Raw genomic sequence first — 17,021 nt, forward strand, 5'->3', positions numbered from 1 at the left:
AGGATCCCGTCCGCTCGGCCGGACCAGTCGGCACGACCGAGGCGGCACCGAAGTCGGCGTGAACGATGCCGCCACGGCTCTGGCCGGCCGGGCGAACGGGATGTCTGTGGGGGTGGGGACGGGAGTGGACTAGCGGATCGCGATGGTGGTGGGGTTGGACAGCACCCGCTCGGTCACGACGTGCGCGGCGCCGCGGGAGGCCGCGCCGAAGCCGAATTCCGAGATGGCGAAGCGGCAGCGTCCGGCCGCCATCGCGACACTTGACCGTTCCAACTCCTTCTGTGCTACGGGGATGAGCCGGTCGGCGAGCCTGGCGAAGTAGCCGCCGAGCACGATCATCCGTGGGTTGAACAAGTTGACCAGCAGCGCGGCGCCGCGGCCGAGCCACCTGCCCACCTCGATGACGGCCGCGTCGACCCTGAGGTCGCCTTCGGCGCGTCGCTGCTCTATCTCGGCGAGCCGTTCCTCCGGGTCGCGCACGAACCGCTGGTCCGTGCCGTAGGCGTGGTCCGGCGTCGCCATGCGCACGAGCGCCGCCAGTCCCACCTTCGTCTCCCAGCATCCGGTCCTGCCGCAGCCGCACAGCTCTCCCGCCGGGTCGACCACGACGTGGCCGACCTCACCGGCGAACCCGTCGGCGCCGCGGTAGGGCCGGCCGCCGGAGATGATCCCGCAGCCGACGCCGACCTCACCGGTCAGGTAGACCAGGTCGGACACCCCCATCGCGACACCTGAGCTGCACTCGGCCAGCGCGGCGAGATTGGCGTCGTTGTCGATGGTGATGGGCACGTCCGCGGGGACACCGGCGGCCACCAGGCGGTCCGCCACCGGCACCTCGCGCCACCCGAGGTTCGGGGCGAGCGTGACGGTGCAGGTGGAGGCCTCGATGAGGCCGGGTACGGCGACGGTGACGCCGGACAGCGCGACCCCGAGCCGATCGAGGTCGGCGACCGCACGTGAGATGACGGTGGCGAGTTTGTCGAGCGATCGATCGGGGCCGGCCTCCATGGCGTCGAAGCCGATCCTCCGGTCGATGAGCACGCGGCCCGCTAGGTCGGTGGCGAAGGCTGCGATGTAGTCAACGTTCACTTCCATTCCGAGCGCGCCGGTCCGGGAGCCGTCGAGAGCGAGCACAAGGCTCGGACGTCCGACGGAACCCGCGTGCCTCGGCCCGATCTCCTTGAGCAGGCCGCGCGCTTGTAACTCATTCACCAGGCTGGTGATCGTGGTCTTGTTCAGTCCGGTGGCGAGGGCGACCGCGGACCGGGAACTCTGACCGCGCTCGCTGACATGCCGCAGAACGAGCGAAAGATTCGAACGGCGAATCGTGGCCTGGTCAGCGGGGATCCCCCTCGACCTGCCGGTGAATCCCGGCCCGCCGGTGTGGCCGTGATCTTCCCGGCGTTCCACGACCCTCCCTAATTGGTTTGCATGGCTGGCCGAATTAATGACACACATCACCCGCACCAGGCAAGAGAGCCCAGGTGAGCTTCTCTGTAACTTTCGCGTAACGCGAGCGGATTTTCGCGCTGACCTGGGACGATGTCCGCCGATGTCAACTCGTTACCTGATATATGGGTGCAGAACGGACATCTGCGTGTTACAACCCTCATTAATTGATCACAGAGACAAACGGGAGAGGCGGTGACCGCGTGACGCAGGAGCATCAGGCCCGCGCCATCGGCGGCGCCGTCTCGCCGACGAGCAACACCACGATGCGCAAGTCGAACCTGTCGCTCGTGCTGCGCCAGCTGCGCGACCACGCGTCCCGCTCCCGGGCCGACATCGCGGACTCGACCGGCCTGCACCGCGCGACGGTCTCCAATCTGGTGGCCGAGCTCCTCGACCGGCGGCTCGCGCGCGAGGTCGGCATCGAGCACGTCGGCGCGGTCGGCCGGCCACGTCGCGCGGTGGCGTTGCACGGCGCGCACGTCGGCGCGCTCGGCCTGGAGATCAACGTCGGCCACATCTCGGTGTACGGCTGTGACCTCAGCGGCCGGGCCGTTGTGGAACGTAGCATCGGGTTCGACGCCGTCGGCAGCGGTCCGGAACGTTCCCTGCGCCGGCTCGGCATCGTGGCCGGGGAGGCCATCAAGGCGATGCGGCAGGCCGGCGCCGTCCCCGCCGGGATCGGCGTGGCGGTTCCCGCGCTGGTCGACGTGGCACGCGGCGTCGTCGCGCTCGCACCGAACCTCGAGTGGTACGACCTGCCGCTGGCCGACCAGCTCACCGAAGCCCTCGGCCCGCTGAGCCTGCCGGTGACGGTGGACAACGACGCCAACCTCGCGGCCCTGGCCGAGTACACCTCAGGCGTCGCCGCGGGTACGCCGCACATGGTCTACCTCACCGGCGAGGTCGGGGTCGGCGGCGGCATCATCATCGACGGCAGGCTGCTGCGCGGCGCCGACGGCTTCTCCGGCGAGGTCGGCCACCTGCCGGTGGACCCCGCCGGCGAGCGCTGCGGCTGCGGCAGGCGCGGCTGCTGGGAGACCAAGGTGGGGCTGGAGGCGCTGACGCGCGCGGCCCTGCCGGAGGGATCGGGCCCGCATGTGCTCGACCCCGAAGAGCGCGCGGCGCAGATCGCGGCGGGACTCGCCGCGGGTGACCCGCGAACGCACGACGCGGCGGCACAGGTGGGGCGATGGCTCGGGCTCGGCGGCTCGATCGTTGCCAACCTGTTCAACCCGCGAGTGATCGTCGTCGGCGGTTACTTCGCCACCCTGGCGGAGTGGCTGCTGCCGCACGCACAGGCGGAACTGGAACGGCTGGTCGTGGCACGTCAGGCCGGTCCGTGCTGGTTCGCCGCCTCTGATCTCGGCTTCGGCGCCGCATCCCGCGGCGCCGCGAGCATGGTGATCAGCCGTCTCATCGACGACCCGTCCATGATCATGACTCCCTTACCCCGGCCCGCGGCTCCCTGACGGGCCCCCGAAGACCTGGAGACGGTACCCTCCAGCACCCCACCCGTCCACCGCTAGCAGATGGCAACAAGCGCGGCGGCGCGCGCCTTGCCTGACAGTCCCCCCTGGTCAGGAAAGAAGGCTTTCATGTCTCCACGTTCTCGAACGTGGGCCCGGTGGCGCAGTGCGTCCACCATGGTCAGAATGCACCGTTCCAGGCGAGGGACGGCGGCCACGATGGCCCTCGCCATCGTCCTGCCGTTCCTTGCGTTCGCTGCGATCCCGGCAAGTGCCGCGAGCGCCGCGGCCGCCGCGGACCCGGCGTTCAAGGTCCTTGTGTTCTCCAAGACCACCGGCTTCCGGCACGACTCGATCCCTGAGGGGATCGCGGCCGTGCAGAAGCTCGGCCAGGAGAACAACTTCGCGGTCGACACGACCGAGGACAGCGCGGCGTTCACCGACGAGAACCTGGCGCAGTACCAGGCCGTCATCTTCATGTCGACGACCGGCGACCCGGTGAGCACGCAGGCTCAGAAGGACGCCTTCCAGCGCTACATCCGTGCCGGTGGCGGCTACGCCGGCGTCCACGCCGCGTCCGACAGCGGCTACGACTGGGCCTGGTACGGCCAGCTCGTCGGCGCGTACTTCAAGTCGCACCCGGCGATCCAGCAGGCCACGATCAAGGTCGAGGACCCGGCGCACCCCTCGACGAAGGGTCTGCCGACGTCCTGGGTCCGTACCGACGAGTGGTACGACTACCGGTCCAACCCCCGCGGCACCGTGCACGTGCTGGCCTCGATGGACGAGAAGTCCTACACCGGCGCCACCATGGGCATCGACCACCCGACGGTGTGGTGCCAGGACTTCGACGGCGGCCGCTCGTGGTACACCGGCCTCGGCCACAGCAAGTCGAGCTTCGCCGAGCCGCAGTTCCTGAGCATGCTCCTCGGCGGCATCCAGACCGCCGCCGGCGCCGTGAAGGCCGACTGCTCGGCCTCGCAGAGCCAGAGCTACGAGAAGGTCACCCTCGACGACAACACGTCGAACCCGATGATGCTGGACATCGCCAAGGACGGCCGGGTCTTCTACATCGACCGTCTCGGTGACGTCAAGATCGTGAAGACGAACGGCAGCACCGTGACCGCCGGTCGTCTCAACGTCTTCACCGCCAACGAGAGCGGCCTGCTCGGCATGGCGCTGGACAAGGACTTCGACACCACCAAGTGGATCTACCTCTACTACTCGCCGACCGGTGTGAACGTCGACCGGCTGAGCAGGTTCACCGTCAACGGTGACACCCTCGACCTGACGAGCGAGAAGACGATCCTCGACGTGCCGGTCCAGCGTGCCGAGTGCTGCCACCACGGCGGCGGCATGGCCATGGACCACAAGACCGGAAACCTGTGGCTCGCCACCGGTGACAACACCAACCCGTTCGCCTCCAACGGCTACGCGCCGATCGACGAGCAGTCGGGTCGTTCGTCCTGGGACGCTCAGCGCACCGCAGGCAACACCAACGACCTGAGCGGCAAGGTGCTCCGCATCCACCCGGAGGCCAACGGCACCTACACCGTGCCGGCCGGCAACCTGTTCGCTCCGGGCACGGCGAAGACCAAGCCCGAGATCTACGCGATGGGTATGCGTAACCCGTTCCGCATGGGTCTTGACCCGAAGACCGGCTACCCGCTGGTCGCCGACTACGGACCCGACGCCAACTCCGCCAGCGCCACGCGCGGTCCGGAGAACAGCGTCGAGTGGAACCTGATGGACAAGCCGGGTAACTACGGCTGGCCCTACTGTGTCGCCAACAACCGGCCGTACATCGACTACAACTTCGCCACGGGTACCTCTGGTTCGGCGTTCAACTGCGCCGCTCCGGTCAACGACTCGCCGAACAACACGGGTCTCACCAACCCGCCGGCGATGACCCCGGCGACGGTCTGGTACCACTACAACACCGACACGGCGAACTTCCCCGAGCTCAACGGCGGCGCGCCGATGGCCGGCCCCGTCTACCGCTTCGACGCCGACAACCCGTCGACCACCAAGTGGCCGGCGTACTGGGACGGCAAGGCGATCTTCGGTGAGTGGAACACCAACAAGATGTTCTCGTTCCAGCTCAACGAGAACGTCACCTCGCTCGTCAAGATCAACCAGGTTCTCAAGACGATGAGCTTCAAGCGGCCCATGGACCTCAAGTTCGGTCCGGACGGCGCGCTGTACCTCATCGAGTGGGGTTCCGGCTTCGGTGGCGACAACGCCGACTCCGGCATCTACCGGATCGACTACGTCAAGGGCACCCGGCCGCCGGTCGCGCGCGCCTCGGCGGACAAGACCGACGGACCCGTGCCGCTGACCGTCCAGTTCTCCAGCGCGGGCTCGGTGGACCCGGACGGCAAGCCGCTCACCTTCGCCTGGGACTTCGACGACAACGGCACGGTCGACTCGACCAGCCCGAACCCGTCGTACACCTACAGCACGGCCGGCAACTACAGCGCCGTCCTGAAGATCACGAACCCGGACGGCGTCAGCGCCACCGCCAGCGTGCCGATCGTCGCCGGCAACACCCGGCCGACCGTCTCGCTGTCCCCGCCGCCGGACGGAGGGTTCTTCCAGTTCGGTGACCAGGTGAAGTACAAGGTCGCCGTCACCGACCCCGAGGACGGCACCATCGACTGCGCCAACGTCAAGGTGCAGGCGTTCCTCGGTCACGACAGCCACGGCCACCCGCTCGACGAGAAGCAGGGCTGTGAGGGTGTCTTCCAGACGCTCACCGACAGCGGCCACGGCACCGACGACAACCTGTTCTACATCCTTGAGGCGACCTACGCCGACAAGGGCGCAGGCGCGGCCAAGTCGCTCACCGGCCGGGGTCAGGTCATCCTGCAGCCCAAGCGCAAGCAGGCCGAGCACTTCACCGAGACCGGCCGTGTGACCGGTGGCGTCGGCACCGACACCCCTGGTGTCGCGGCCGAGGACACCACCGACCCGCAGGGCGGCACCAAGGCCGTCGCGTTCGTCCAGGACGGCGACTGGTGGGGCTTCACCCCGGCGAACCTGACGGGCATCACCGCGATCCGTCTGCGTGCGGCGTCCGGCGGCAGCGGCGGCACCGTGCAGATCCGGTCCGGCAACCCCGAGACCGGCACCCTGCTCGGTTCCGTCGACATCGCGGCCACCGGTGGCTGGCAGACCTTCAGTGACTTCAACGTCAACCTGACGGCTCCGCCGACCACGACCGCTCCGCTGTACTTCGTCGTGCGCAAGCCGGCGAGTGCGGCGAACGACGCCTACCTGCTGAACGTCAACTGGATGGACTTCATCGGCAAGGGTGTCACCGAGAACCAGCGTCCGACGGTGACCGCGACGGCCACCCCGGTGGCCGGTGTCTCGCCGCTGAAGGTCGACTTCAAGTCCACGGCGACCGACCCCGAGGGTGACACGCCGCTGACCTACAAGTGGAACTTCGGCGTGAACGGCGCGCCGCAGCCCACGACCGCCGACGCCAGCTACACCTACGAGGCGCCGGGTACCTACACCGCGACCGTCACGGTGACCGACTCCAAGGGTGCGGCCGGCACGGCGCAGGTCTCGGTCAAGGTCGACGCTCCGACCACGCAGTGCTTCAGCGGCCGTTCCGACGACTTCCTCGGGACGACCCTCGACCGGGACCGCTGGTCGGTCGTCCGGGAGAACCAGGACCTGCGGGTCGTGGACGGCAAGCTGATCATCCCGACGTCGCAGAGTGACATCTACGGCACGGGTACCGGCACGCTGACGCCGAACATCGTCCTCCAGCCGGCGCCTGCCGGTGCCTGGACGGCCACGACCAAGGTCACGCTGAACGCGCGCGACGCGTACCAGCAGGCCGGTCTGATCATCTACGGCGACGACAACAACTACGCCAAGATGGTGTTCGGGGCGCGTGGGACGAACAACCACGCCAACCGCGTCTTCCAGTTCATCCGTGAGGAGAACGGCGCCACCAACGAGGTGACGGCGAGCAACACCGCACAGCTCGGTGACGCCTACCCCGACACGGTGTACGTCCGCTTCATCACCGACGGCACCAACATCACCGCGCACTACTCGTCCGACGGTGTCACCTTCACCGCCATGCCGCAGACCAAGGCCCTCGCCGGGATCACCAACCCGAGGATCGGCCTGCTCTCACTGGCCAGCACCGGCAACACCCGTCCCGTCGTGGACGCGGCGTTCGACTGGTTCAGCATCACCCCCGACGACAAGGCGACGGGCCCCGCGCCTGACGACGAGTTCAACGGCACGTCCCTGGACACCTGCCGCTGGACCGAGTCGGTGCGTCGCGACGCCACGACGTCACGGGTGACCGACGGTGCGCTGCAGATCGACACCGAGAAGGGTGACGTCTACGGGACCGACAACACCGGAGCGAAGAACTTCATCCTGCAGAAGGCGCCTGCCGGCGACTGGACGCTGGAGACGAAGGTCGACGGTTCGGCGCTGAACGAGCAGTACCAGCAGGCCGGCCTCATGGTCTACGGCGACGACGACAACTACGTGAAGCTCGACTACATCACCGACAACACCGCGGGCTCCACGGTGGCGCGGCGGATCGAGCTGCGCAGCGAGGTCGGCGGGACCGTTCAGGACCCGCAGCCTCAGGCCGGCAACCTCACCTCCGGTGTGTGGTTCCTGCGCCTGGTCAAGACCGGCAGCTCGTTCCGCGGCTACTACTCCGCGGACGGCACCGCCTGGACCGAGGTCGCCGCGAACACTCCGGTGACGAACGCAGCGGTCGCCAGTGGCGCCAAGATCGGGTTGTTCGCCTTCGGCGGCAACCAGACGGCGTCCAAGACCGCCAAGTTCGACTTCTTCCACCTCGTCAAGCCCGCGGCGGACAAGACGGCGCCGGTGACCACCGCGGTCACCGACCCGGCGACCGGTCCGTTCACCGGGCCGGTCAAGGTCACGCTGACCGCGGCCGACGAGGCGAACGGCAGTGGGGTGGACCGCACCGAGTACAAGCTGGACAGTGGGAACTGGACGGCCTACACGGCACCGGTCGACATCACCGGCGACGGTGACCACACCTTCTCCTACCGCTCGGTCGACAAGGCGGGCAACGTCGAGGAGGCGAAGGTCCTCAACCTGACCATCACCACCCCGGCCACCCCGAAGGTCAACCTGACCGTCACCGCGTCGGCTCGCTGCGTGGGTACCACCGCGTACCTCGCCGTGACCGCCGTGAACGACGGTGCCGAGACCGCTTCGATCACGCTCACCACCCCGTACGGGAACAAGACCGTGACCGACGTGACGACCGGCAAGCAGGCGTACCAGTCCTTCAACACGCGACTCGGACAGCTCGGCGCCGGCACGGTGACCGTGACCGGTACCGCGACGATCGGTGGCAAGCAGGTCACCACGCCGTACGAAGTCGCCTACTCCGCGATCAGCTGCCGCTGACCGCGACCCCCGTGATCCGGCGCACGCCGGGCCACATCGACAGTTGAACCGGGGCCGGCCGGTCGCACGACCGGCCGGCCCCGACCCCCATAAATGGCATATGGAGCCATCAAGATGAGAACCAAGAGAAGAACCACTCAGTTGCTTGCCGCGTCGGTGCTCGGCTTCACGCTGCTCGGCCTGTCCGGTCTGTCCGGCACCGCGGCCGCGGCCGACGGGCCCGACGACGGCGTCGACGTGTCGGTGAACATCGCGCCGATCGTCCAGCCAGGCGAGCTGACCATGACCGTGGCGGACAACACCGGCGTCACCCTGTCGGAGAACGGGTCCACCGCCACCGCGCGTCAGTTCACCGGCGCGCTGCCGACGGTCACGGTGAGCGACACCCGCAGCCCCGACCAGATCCCCGCCGGCGAGTACTGGGCCGTCGTCGGTCAGGCCAGCCAGTTCGTCGCGACCGGCGACGCGTCCAAGACCATCGGCCCGGAGTACCTCGGCTGGAAGCCGCAGCTGCTGACCGGTTCGCAGACCGGCGCGGTGGCGGCCGGTGAGCCGGTGTCCAGCGTCATCTCCGACGGCACCGGTGCGCCGAACGTGGGTCTGCAGGGGCAGGAACTGCTCGTGTCGGCCGCGAACTCCGCGGACGAGATCGGCACCTGGCAGGTGAAGGCCGACCTCGCGCTGCGCACCCAGGCCGACGTCGCCGCCGGCGAGTACCACTCGACCCTGACGCTTTCCCTCTTCAACCAGAACTGAGCCGCAGGTAAAACGCCACCTCGGCACTCTGGTGGACATCCGGGACGTATGCCACCCTGACCCTCGTCCCGGATGTCCACAATGAGACAGGAGACACCTCTGTGGCCAAGAGCAGTTCGCGGTACGCCGTGGCCGTGCTTCACGCCGCCGGCGCCATCGCCTTGGTCGCCGTGGTGGCAATCGCCGGCCCGGCACAGGCCACCGCCAGAATCGACACCACCTGGTCGGTCGTACCGGCCAACGCCAACGGCCCCGACGGTCGCGGCGACATCGACATCGAACTCGCGCCGGGGCAGGCGGTGACCGAGCACGTCGCGGTCACCAACCGTTCCGTCAAACCGGTCGCCTTCGCGATCGACGCCAACGACGGCTACCTGACGGCCAAGGGCTACTTCGACATGCGGCCCGCCGAGGCCACCCCCGTCGACGGCGGCGCGTGGGTCGCGGTCCCGGAGACGGTGACCGTCGCCGCGGGGGCCACGACCGTCGTGCCGGTCAAGGTCACGATCCCGCAGAACGCCACGCCGGGGGACCACCCCGCCGGGGTCACCGCTTCGGTCGACACGATCTCCGGCCAGGTACGGGTGCACAACCGGGTCGGTGTCCGGCTGAACATCCGCGTGTCCGGCGACTACGTGGCCAAGCTCGACGTGACCGGCATCAGCGCCGCGTACACCTGGTCGTGGAACCCCTTCGCCGCCGGGTCGGTGGACGTGACCTACACCGTCGCCAACCTCGGCAATCTCCGGCTCGCCCCCGACGCCAGGGTCCGGACGTCGGCGCTCGGCGGGGACGGCGACTGGACGGACACCTCGGAGGCCAAGGCCCGGGAGATCATGCCGGGTGCGAGCCGTGAGTTCACCGCGCGGGTCAACGGTGTCTGGCCGCTCGGGCCGGTCTCCGCGAAGCTCATGACCATCCCCTCACCCGCCGGCCGGCCGCTCCCCGGCATCACCGCCGACCGGGTGTCGTCCGGCGTCACGGTCTGGGCCATCCCGTTGCCGCAATTGCTGTTCGTCGTCCTGCTCGTCCTCGCCTTCCTCGTCCTGCGGTGGAACCGTGCGCGGCGCCGCAGGCACCTGGAGAAGCTGATCGCCCTGCACAGCAGAGGCGGCGGAGCTCTAGGACGTCAGCGGGTGTGAGGGAGGCACGCGTGCGGTGCGACATCCGTTCCCCGATCGGCACATCCCGTCAAGCATCCCGAGGAGGTGGCACGCCGGCATGACCAAGAAGGCGACACTTGCCAGGAACCCCCGGCAGGTCCGGTACTCGCCGGCGAAAGGCCCGTCCGTGGTCTGGAAGCTCCTCGCCGCGTTCGCGGTCGGCGCGATCCTCGCGGGTGGAGTGGTCCTCGCCGCGACCAGGCCGAGCCCGGTGGACCAGATCAGGGCCGAGGACGCGGCTCGCGACAAGACGCAGATCAAGGAGCTCACCGAACTGGCCAGGGCCACGCGGGACCGGCTGGCCCCTGTGCTGGAGGGACTGGCCAAGGCCATGCCGGCCGAGGCGACCGCGGGTCCCGCCGCGGTGACCGCGGCCGATGTCGAGAACTGGCGGAAGGCGGCCACCGCGGCCGTCGACGGCTTCGCCGACCCGCCGTCCGGCATGACCGCGACCAATGTGGCGCGGGCCAGTCTCACCTCGGCGGTACGGCAGCTCGCCACCACCGTCGACACGTACGCCGAGTTCCAGAAGCTCAGCGGGGACGACGCGGCACGCACGCTGGAACTGGCCGTACGCCAGCGCACCGACGCCGTCTTCACCTGGTCGGTCGGCGCCACGGCGCTCGACGCGCTCAACGTCGACGCCGGGTACGGCCACCAGCACATATTCCTGCAGTCAGACGGTGACGGGGCGCTCACCCCGGACGCCGAACCCGAGGGGGTCCACCACTCGTGAGCAAGACACTCAGATACGCCGTGACCGCGCTGCTCGCCGGGCTCACGCTTCTCCTCGGCGCACCCGCGGCCTCCGCGTCCGGTGGAGCGATCGAGCTGGAGGTGACGGGGGACGGCGCCGACAACGTCAACGTGCTGGTGACCTGGAAGAAGGACGACCGTCCCGTCACCGAGATCGTCGCCGGCACGCTGACCGCGAAGTCCAAGGACGGCCGGTCCTACGGTCCGGTCGAACTGCGCTCGTCCCCTGAGGGCCAGAACCTCTACCACGCCGCCGAGGCCCTGCCGACCGGTGAGTGGAAGGTCACGGTGAAGGTGAGCAAGCCGGCCAAGGCCCGCAAGACGTTCACCGCGATCGCGAAGGACCCCGCCGTGGTCGCGGCGGCGGCCACCTCCCCGCAGGACGGCTCGGCGGGCCCCGCGCAGGGTGACGCCGCGACCCCCGGCAAGGACGGCGCGAACGCCTCCGGCCAGAAGGACGCGGCCGCGTCCGGCGCGGCGGAGGACGGTGGCCCGCTCGGCACGTTGCTGATCATCGGTGTCGCCACCCTCGCGCTCGCCGTCGGCGTCGTCACCTGGATGCGCCTCGGCCGCAGGGACGGCCCGGCCTAGAGGTCCGGGTCGCCGCCTGCGGCCGCTCGGCCGGTGGGACGTGTGGCGTCCCGCCGGGGAGCTCAGGAGTTGTCCTGCTGGAGCACCAGGTGCGGACGCAGCGCCAGCAGGACGCCGAGGGTGGCGTAGCCGATGACGAGGTGGCCGCCGCCGACCCAGGTGGCGCCGTCCTCACCGAGGACGATGGACGCCGGGATCGTGACCAAGGCCCAGGTCTCGGCGATCAGCGGCCACCAGCGCAGCAGGCCGCGCCAGCGGCCGGCGAACGCCAGCTTGATGCCGATGACCATCATGCCGAGCATGGACAGCGGCCAGAAGACGTCCAGGATCATGATCGGCAGGCTGTTCTGCGCCGGCTCGGGAAGCACGCCGTGCAGGAACGACCAGATGCTCGCGAGGACGAGGAGCACCAGCTCGACCTTGAGCATGACCCGCGCGGCCCGTGACGTGCCGGTCGCCTGGGTGCGGATCTGCACGGTGAGCAGGGACAGCACGCCGATCTGGAACGCGAGCCCGGTCAGGTCGCCGATCCGTCCCTCGATCCCGCCGCTGAGGGTGCCGAACGCGAAGATGGACGCGGCCCACAGGAGCGTGCCGGCCGTGAGGGTGAGGCCGAGCCGGCGTACCCGCCGAGGCGTGAGCGACCGCGAGCCGTGCGCGGGCTCCTGCCTCGGAAGGTCGGTCCTGGCCGTGGCCGGGGTGGTGGTGACGTGCGCGTCCATGATCTCTCCTGTCCGTTCCGGCGCCGTCCGTGGCGCCGTTCTCGTGATGCCGATGCTGGTGCCGGAAGATCCCAGGCAGGCAGAGGCCGGCGTCCCTGGAATCGCCGGGACACCGGTCCCGGGACATCGGGACATGAATCGGATGTAATACGTGACGTGCGGAAAAACGGCCTGACGTGGTGGCTCGCGACCGCGGGTGCGGCGATCACGGTCGCGACCGTGGCGCTCGACCTGCGTGCGGCCGGCGTGCCGATCCCCGTCGCCGCGGGCCTCGAGGCCGGATGGCCGTCGGCGGTGTACGGGCTGGCGCAGTTCGTGCCAGGCGTCCTGCTGCTGCGCGCGCTGCCGCGTCACCCCGTGGCGTGGGTGCTGACCGTCTTCGGGCTGCTGTGGTTGCTGGACGGGCTCGCGGTGAGCTGGGCCACGTACGGGGTGTACGTGTCACCCGGCCTGCCGGGGACGTCGGCCGGCTACTGGTTCTACTCGCGGTTCGGCGCGTCGCTGATGCTCGGCCTGCCGCTGCTCATCCTGCTCTTCCCCGACGGCAGGCTCCCCGCGCGGCCGTTCTGGCGCCGGTTGTCGGTGGTCAGCCTGGCGCTCACCGGCCTGATGTGGATGCTGCTGATCGTGGCGCCGGTCGCGGTGATGGAGCGTTTCCACGCGCAGCCGCTGCCGCCGGAGATCGCGCGCCTGAGCCTCGACCCGTTCTCCGTCCCGCTGCCGTACGCGGTGTGGGAACCCGCGTTGCGTGTGGCGTACGGAGCCGTGGTGGTGAGCCTGGTGGTGCCGTTCGCCGTGGCGGTGCACCGCTACCGCGCGGCGGACACCGAACGGCGCGCGCAGATCAAGTGGCTGATGTGGGCCGCGTTCGTCGATCTGCTGATCCTGCTGCCGTTCCGGGTGGCGCCGCAGGTGACCTTCGTCCTCCTCGGGGTGGCCGTCGCGCTCACCTCGGCCGCCGTGGTGGTCGCCGTCACCAAGTACCGGCTGTACGACATCGACCGCCTGTTGTCGGCGACCGTCGCCTACGGCGTGCTCGCGGCCATGGTGGTGCTGGTGGACGTCGCGGTGTTCGCGCTCGCCGGCAGCGTTCTCGGGGAACGCGACTCCGCGCTCGCCGCGCTCGCGCTCGTCGCGGTGGTGTACGCGCCGCTGCGCACGTGGCTCAGCCGCACCGTGTGGCGGCTGGTGCGCGGCTCACGCGACGACCCGTACGCCGCCGTCTCCACGCTGGCGGCGCGGCTGGAACTCGCCACCGACCCCGACGAGCAGCTCGTCGCGGTCGCCACGACGCTCGCCGAGGCGTTCAAGCTGTCGTACGTCCGCGTGGAGATCGAACGGCCGGAAGGCGCGCGTTCTGTGGTGGAGCACGGCACGCCGCGGGGGCCGGTGGTGACGCTGCCGGTCGCCTACCGGGGTGAGGCCGTCGGCCGGCTGACCCTCTACGGAGCCGACCTGACCGAACGCGACCAGCGGCTGCTCGGCGATCTCGTGCGGCAGGCCGCCGCGGCGGCCAGGGCCGTCGAGCTGAGCACGAGCCTCGCACGCATCCGCGCCGAGCTGGTGCGCGCACGCGAGGAGGAACGCCGCAGGATCCGGCGTGACCTGCACGACGGGCTCGGCCCGAGCCTCGGCGCGGTGGCGCTGCGCATCGAGGCGGCGCGCAACATCTCAGGCGGCGCACCCGAGCAGGCGGGCCGCATCCTCGACCAGGCGGTGTCGGAGATCGGCGGTGTGCTGTCCGACGTGCGCAGGCTCGTGCACGACCTGCGTCCGCCGGCGCTCGACGAGCTCGGCGTGCGGCGCGCCATCGAGCAGCAGGCGGACCGCTTCCGCGCGGCCGGCCTCGACGTGCGCGTCGGCGGTGACGATACCCTTGACGCGCTGCCCGCGGCGGTCGAGGTGGCGGCGTACCGCATCGTGTCGGAGGCGCTCGCCAACGTCGTCAAGCACGCAGGCGCGGCCCGGTGCGACATCGCGCTCGGCGTGCGGGACGGAAGACTGGAGGTGACGGTGCGCGACGACGGCGCCGGCATCGGTCCCGACGTGGCCGCGGGGGTCGGCATGCTGTCCATACGCGAACGCGCCGCCGAGCTCGGCGGCGACTGCCAGGTGAGCTGTCCGCCAGGCGGCGGCACCCTCGTCTCGGCGCGGCTGCCGCTGGAGGCGGCCGGTGTCTGAGGCGGCCGGCGAGGTGATCCGGGTGCTGCTCGCCGACGACCACCCGGTCTACCGCGACGGCCTCGCGATGCTGCTCGGCTCACTGCCGGGCCTTGAGGTGGCGGGTACGGCGGCCGACGGCGGCGAGGCCGTCGCGCGCACCGCCGAGCTGCGGCCCGACGTGGTCGTGATGGACGTGCGCATGCCGGGCCTCGACGGCATCGAGGCCACCCGCCGGATCGTCGCCGACAGCCCCGGCGTCGGTGTGCTCGTGCTCACCATGTCCGAGGAGGACGCCACGCTGTTCGCCGCGATGCGCGCCGGCGCGCGCGGCTACCTGCTCAAAGGCGCCAACCAGGCCGAGATCGTCCGCGCGATCGTCGCCGTCGCGCACGGCGAGGCGATCTTCGGCCCGGCGATCGCGCGCCGCGTCGCCGACTTCTTCGCCGCAGGCGCGACCGCGGCCCCGCCGCACGGCCAGGTCTTCCCCCAGCTCACGCCGCGTGAGCTGGAGATCCTCTCCCTGATCGCGGCTGGCCGTTCCAACACCCAGATCGCCTCGGCACTGTTCCTCTCGCCGAAGACGGTGCGCAACAACGTCTCCACGATCTTCGCCAAGCTGCACGTGGCGGGCCGCGCGGAAGCCATCGTGCAGGCCCGCGAGGCCGGCCTCGGCGGCACCACCCCCGCGCGCGACACGGGGTCACCGACGACCGGGTCACGCGCGGGGGCACAGGGGACCTAGAAGTCCATGTCGCCGCCGCCGGGCATGGCGGGGGCGGCGGGGGTCTTCTCGGGCTTCTCGGCGATGACGGCCTCGGTGGTGAGGAACAGGGCCGCGATGGAGGCGGCGTTCTGCAGGGCCGAGCGGGTGACCTTGGCGGGGTCGATGATGCCGGACTCCAGCATGTTGACGTAGTCGCCGGTGGCGGCGTTGAGGCCGACACCCTGCTCCAGGTTGCGGACGCGCTCGACGACCACGCCGCCTTCGAGGCCGGCGTTGACGGCGATCTGCTTGAGCGGTTCCTCCAGGGCCTTGCGCACGATGGCGGCGCCGGTGGCCTCGTCGTTGAACAGCTCCAGCTTGTCGAACGCCTTGGCGCCGGCCTGGATCAGCGCGACACCGCCACCGGGGACGATGCCCTCCTCGACGGCGGCCTTGGCGTTGCGCACGGCGTCCTCGATGCGGTGCTTGCGCTCTTTGAGCTCGACCTCGGTCGCCGCACCGGCCTTGATCACCGCGACGCCGCCGGCCAGCTTGGCCAGCCGCTCCTGCAGCTTCTCACGGTCGTAGTCGGAATCGGTGTTCTCGATCTCGGCGCGGATCTGGTTCACCCGGCCGGCGATCTGCTCGGGGTCGCCGGCGCCGTCGACGATGGTCGTCTCGTCCTTGGTCACGATGACCTGACGAGCCCGGCCCAGCAGATCGAGCGACGCGGTCTCCAGCTTCAGACCCACATCCTCGCTGATCACCTGACCACCGGTCAGGGTCGCGATGTCCGCCAGCATGGCCTTGCGGCGGTCACCGAAACCCGGGGCCTTCACGGCGACAGAGCGGAAGACCCCCTTCATGCGGTTGACGATCAGGGTCGCGAGCGCCTCCCCTTCGACGTCCTCCGCGATGACCAGAAGCGGCCTGCCGGACTGCACGACCTTGTCGAGCAGCGGCACGACGTCCCTGTTGGCGGAGACCTTGCCGTTGACGAGCAGCACGTACGGGTCGTCGAGGACGGCCTCCATGCGCTCGGAGTCGGTGACGAAGTAGCCGGAGATGTAGCCCTTGTCGAAGCGCATGCCCTCGGTGAGCTCGAGCTCCAGGCCGAAGGCGTTGCTCTCCTCGACGGTGATGACGCCTTCCTTGCCGACCTTGTCCATCGCCTCGGCGATCATCTCGCCGATCTGCGTGTCACCGGCCGAGATCGACGCCGTCGACGCGATCTGCTCCTTGGTCTCGACATCCTTGGCGATCTTGGACAGCTCCTCGCTGACCCGCTCGACCGCCGCCTCGATCCCCTTCTTCAACGCCATCGGGTTCGCACCGGCCGCGACATTGCGCAGACCCTCACGAACCAGCGCCTGCGCCAGCACCGTCGCCGTCGTGGTGCCGTCACCGGCCACGTCATCGGTCTTCTTGGCGACCTCCTTGACCAGCTCCGCGCCGATCTTCTCCCAAGGATCCTCCAGCTCGATCTCCTTGGCGATCGACACACCGTCGTTGGTGATCGTGGGAGCACCCCACTTCTTCTCCAGCACGACGTTGCGGCCCTTGGGACCCAAAGTCACCTTCACGGCGTCAGCGAGCTGATTCATGCCACGCTCAAGACCGCGCCTGGCGTCCTCATTGAACGCGATCATCTTCGAAGCCATCGCCACTCCCTTGTCCGTCGATCAGGTGTGCTCCGGGACGGCGCCCGCGACGGACGGCACGCCGGCGGCACCGCCGGCGACCTCGCCGTCCCGGCCACACCATGTGGTTGGCACTCTCCGGGGGCGAGTGCCAGGCGTCGTCACGACTGTACCCCTAA

11 protein-coding genes are annotated in these 17,021 nt (G+C 69.8%); 8 read left to right on the forward strand and 3 right to left on the reverse strand.

Features of this window, described 5'->3' with window-relative positions:
* Positions 1-129 precede the first annotated feature (129 nt).
* Positions 130-1,212: an ROK family protein gene (locus BJ992_RS01410; protein ID WP_343072444.1), complete on the reverse strand. Its 1,083-nt coding sequence runs from the start codon at positions 1,210-1,212 to the stop codon at positions 130-132.
* Positions 1,213-1,652: 440 nt separating this feature from the next.
* On the opposite strand from BJ992_RS01410, the gene BJ992_RS01415 reads away from it, so the two are divergent.
* The 6 genes from BJ992_RS01415 (at position 1,653) to BJ992_RS01440 (ending at position 11,614) form a co-directional block, all read left to right on the forward strand.
* Complete coding sequence (locus tag BJ992_RS01415) at positions 1,653-2,921, forward strand: ROK family protein (protein WP_184978157.1); 1,269 nt, start codon at positions 1,653-1,655, stop codon at positions 2,919-2,921.
* A 183-nt stretch (positions 2,922-3,104) separates the two neighbouring features.
* The gene (locus tag BJ992_RS01420; RefSeq protein ID WP_184978158.1) at positions 3,105-8,348 is read left to right on the forward strand and encodes a ThuA domain-containing protein; all 5,244 of its coding nucleotides are present in this window, start codon (positions 3,105-3,107) and stop codon (positions 8,346-8,348) included.
* A 114-nt stretch (positions 8,349-8,462) separates the two neighbouring features.
* Positions 8,463-9,104, forward strand: coding sequence for a hypothetical protein (locus BJ992_RS01425; RefSeq protein WP_184978159.1), 642 nt, complete (start codon positions 8,463-8,465; stop codon positions 9,102-9,104).
* Between the two features lie 101 nt (positions 9,105-9,205).
* A complete protein-coding gene (locus BJ992_RS01430; protein ID WP_184978160.1) occupies positions 9,206-10,246 on the forward strand; it encodes a WxL protein peptidoglycan domain-containing protein in 1,041 nt (346 codons plus the stop codon).
* A gap of 79 nt (positions 10,247-10,325) precedes the next feature.
* Positions 10,326-11,003, forward strand: coding sequence for a hypothetical protein (locus BJ992_RS01435; RefSeq protein WP_184978161.1), 678 nt, complete (start codon positions 10,326-10,328; stop codon positions 11,001-11,003).
* Entirely contained in the window at positions 11,000-11,614 is a 615-nt protein-coding gene (locus BJ992_RS01440; protein ID WP_184978162.1) for a hypothetical protein, read from the forward strand. The genes BJ992_RS01435 and BJ992_RS01440 overlap by 4 nt, the downstream gene beginning before the upstream one ends.
* A 62-nt stretch (positions 11,615-11,676) precedes the next feature.
* Here the strand turns inward: BJ992_RS01440 and BJ992_RS01445 are convergent, their stop codons facing one another.
* Positions 11,677-12,336: a hypothetical protein gene (locus BJ992_RS01445; RefSeq protein ID WP_184978163.1), complete on the reverse strand. Its 660-nt coding sequence runs from the start codon at positions 12,334-12,336 to the stop codon at positions 11,677-11,679.
* A 156-nt stretch (positions 12,337-12,492) separates the two neighbouring features.
* Here BJ992_RS01445 and BJ992_RS34100 point away from each other — a divergent pair, with 156 nt between their 5' ends.
* Positions 12,493-14,517: a histidine kinase gene (locus BJ992_RS34100; RefSeq protein WP_184978164.1), complete on the forward strand. Its 2,025-nt coding sequence runs from the start codon at positions 12,493-12,495 to the stop codon at positions 14,515-14,517.
* Positions 14,510-15,241, forward strand: coding sequence for a response regulator transcription factor (locus BJ992_RS01455; RefSeq protein WP_343072445.1), 732 nt, complete (start codon positions 14,510-14,512; stop codon positions 15,239-15,241). The genes BJ992_RS34100 and BJ992_RS01455 overlap by 8 nt, the downstream gene beginning before the upstream one ends.
* Here the strand turns inward: BJ992_RS01455 and groL are convergent.
* Positions 15,238-16,863 (reverse strand): chaperonin GroEL, encoded by a 1,626-nt coding sequence (gene groL / locus BJ992_RS01460; protein ID WP_184978165.1) that lies wholly within the window; start codon positions 16,861-16,863, stop codon positions 15,238-15,240. The genes BJ992_RS01455 and groL overlap by 4 nt on opposite strands.
* Positions 16,864-17,021 lie beyond the last annotated feature (158 nt).

The organism is Sphaerisporangium rubeum, from assembly GCF_014207705.1.
Classification (GTDB): domain Bacteria; phylum Actinomycetota; class Actinomycetes; order Streptosporangiales; family Streptosporangiaceae; genus Sphaerisporangium; species Sphaerisporangium rubeum.

What these genes read in the sequence shown, in the direction of transcription:
- BJ992_RS01420 (WP_184978158.1), top strand. Translation starts at nt 3,105, where the DNA reads ATGCACCGTTCCAGGCGAGGGACGGCGGCCACGATGGCCCTCGCCATC.
- BJ992_RS01425 (WP_184978159.1), top strand. Translation starts at nt 8,463, where the DNA reads ATGAGAACCAAGAGAAGAACCACTCAGTTGCTTGCCGCGTCGGTGCTC.
- BJ992_RS01435 (WP_184978161.1), top strand. Translation starts at nt 10,326, where the DNA reads ATGACCAAGAAGGCGACACTTGCCAGGAACCCCCGGCAGGTCCGGTAC.
- BJ992_RS01445 (WP_184978163.1), bottom strand. Translation starts at nt 12,336, where the DNA reads ATGGACGCGCACGTCACCACCACCCCGGCCACGGCCAGGACCGACCTT.
- groL (WP_184978165.1), bottom strand. Translation starts at nt 16,863, where the DNA reads ATGGCTTCGAAGATGATCGCGTTCAATGAGGACGCCAGGCGCGGTCTT.